Annotated in this window: 1 protein-coding gene; it reads left to right on the top strand. The window is 46.9% G+C overall.

Going from position 1 to position 2,410, the window contains the following annotated elements; all coding sequences use genetic code 11:
* Positions 1–1,224 precede the first annotated feature (1,224 nt).
* Positions 1,225–2,410: S-layer homology domain-containing protein (locus B3K91_RS04780; RefSeq protein ID WP_292594137.1), on the top strand; the 1,186-nt coding region annotated here is incomplete at its 3' end.

Below are 2,410 nucleotides of genomic sequence, written 5' to 3'. Positions count from 1 at the left end.
GATCGGTTCCAAGTTGCAAGTTGTGAGTTGTGAGAACAAAAAACGAGGCTAGAGGTTGGTTGTAGGAAAGAGCGGAACAAGACGCGAGGCTGGCTTCGCCAGGAAGTGAGGCTCGCTGGCGCGAGGAAGTGATGCTGGAGCTTACGCACCAGGAGTCAAAAACCAAACAAAAAGAGCAAGCAAATTAAAGTAATCTGATCAGGACGAACTTACTTTGTCAGCTGAAGTGCTCCTGTTCAGGATCTGGTCTTATGGAAAATCGTGGTTGGGGGTCGGAGGTCGGGGGGTTGGTCAGGAGCAAAGAAAGCGGTTGACCGTTGAATGGTTCTCCGTCCGACGAGGAGAACATGTTCTTCGTTCCAGAGCGAGGATTTGTTCTTCGCTTTTGTCAAACCATTCATTCATAGAGTAGAGAGAAGGGGAAAGCAAACAGGCCAAATAAGGATCTCTTCCAGAGCGAGTATCTGTTCTTCGTTTTTGGTTAGGGCAATGAAGCAAGAGCATCAAGATTCCGACCAGGAGCTTTGTCGGAATGACAGCATTTGACGTTTCTTCACTTTAGGGCTTGCAACTTGCAACTGGTCTTGCTCTTGTCGGAGAACGGTGAACCGAGAACGGATAACCGGTTCTTATTCAGCTTGCAACTTGGAACTGAGAACTTGCAACTGCTCCATTTCGAGGACCGAGGACCGTTGACGGACAACGTTGTTTTGAGCAGCGACCAGCGGGTTTTTGTTCTTAAGCGCGCAGCGGCTCTTATGCTTGCAACTTGGAACATGCAACTCGCAACCGCTCTTTCGAACAAACAGCCGCTCTTCCAAGAACAGCTTCTAACGCTCTTACCAGACCCTATACCCTATACCCCACCCCCGCTTGGCCCCTTGGCTGTGGCCTCCGCTTATGGAGATTGTGCGGATAGATGAATTCTCATTATTGAAACACCACATGATATTTGCTAGAACACAATCTCAATGCATTAGATACCTGGAATTCCAAGGATTACAGAAGAGATATGGGAGTTTTCGAACAAGTTATGAGTATCGTTATGTAAGGCTGTTATAATCGCTGAAACAGTTACTGATGAATGACTAAACTTGAGCTTGATATATCGTTTCGCGGCATTATACTATTCTTAGCATTGCTTCGCGGTCCGTGGGTGGAATCAATTTTGGAGATTTATGGTTTCTTTTATTATTACAGCACCTTACAAAGAGGAGGGATAGCATGTTGAGGAGTAAGTTCGTACTGATTGCGCTGATTCTGGTTTGTGTTCTATCCTTTGCAACCTTCAAAGATATCGCGGGCAGTCCGTATTCTGCTGCGATCGAAAAACTTCATGCCTCGGGAATAGTTGAGGCATTTGATGGGTATTTCTATCCAGCTGAGGCTCTTTCAAGAGCTGACGCGGCCGAGTGGATTGTCAAGACATTCAAATTGTCAACGATTCATTCGATGAAGATCGAAGAAGAGGTTGAGAAGAAGTTCGTCTACACCGATCCACTTGGTGTTATTGATGAGGCTTTCGTTGTTCCATCTGCCAAAGATATCGTCGATATCGAAGGAGAGGAATACATCGAGGGGCTTATAAAGGTCCGTGCGGAAGAGGTGGTCAACGGAGAATACAGGCCGTTTGAACCAATAACCGCAGCTGAATTCGGACTTGCTGTAGCAAAGGTTCTTTTCGGAGTAGATGAGCCTGTAGATTATGAAGCAAAACTTAGAGAGCTAGTTTACGCACCTGCCGAGCTGCTTTCTCTTGACAGACCACTGAGAAGAGAGGAAGCTGCGCAAATCCTTTCCAACTTCGTAGAAAACCCAGACTTCACGATTATCACCATTCTGGCGACCGCAGATATTCATGGTCACATCGAGCCATACTTCCCCAGTGGGGCGAAATATCCCGTCGGAGCGGTTGAGAAAATGGCATACTTTGTCAACACCGAACGCGCAATGCAGCCCAACCTTCTCCTTCTCGACGTAGGAGATGCTCCCTATAACACAAATGTTGCCAATCTTTTCGAAGGTGAACCTGTAATAAAGATAATGAACATGATGGGTTACGATGCGATGGTACTCGGCAACCACGACTTCGATTTCCCATTCAACGTTATGGAAAGAAATAGCCAGCTTGCGAATTTCCCATTCCTTGGCGCCAATACTTTATACCTGGGAGAATCCCCATACTTTCTTGAGCCATACATAATCAAGGAGATTGCGGGTCTCAAGATAGCGATTGTGGGGCTTACCGATGACAGCAGCGCCTGGTATACACACCCCAGAAATGTTGCCGGAATAACATTTGAAGAGCAGTATTCGGCCGCGCAGAGAGTCCTGGATGAAGTGTCTCCCCAGGTAGATCTGGTTTTCGCCCTTGCACACTTGCACGGTGGAAACAGAGTACTACCGATAA

Origin of the sequence: Mesotoga sp. UBA5847, assembly GCF_002432735.1 — a bacterium.
Classification (GTDB): Bacteria; Thermotogota; Thermotogae; order Petrotogales; family Kosmotogaceae; genus Mesotoga.
Note: the sequence above shows the minus strand (reverse complement) of the source record. Positions and strands in the feature narration are given on the sequence as shown.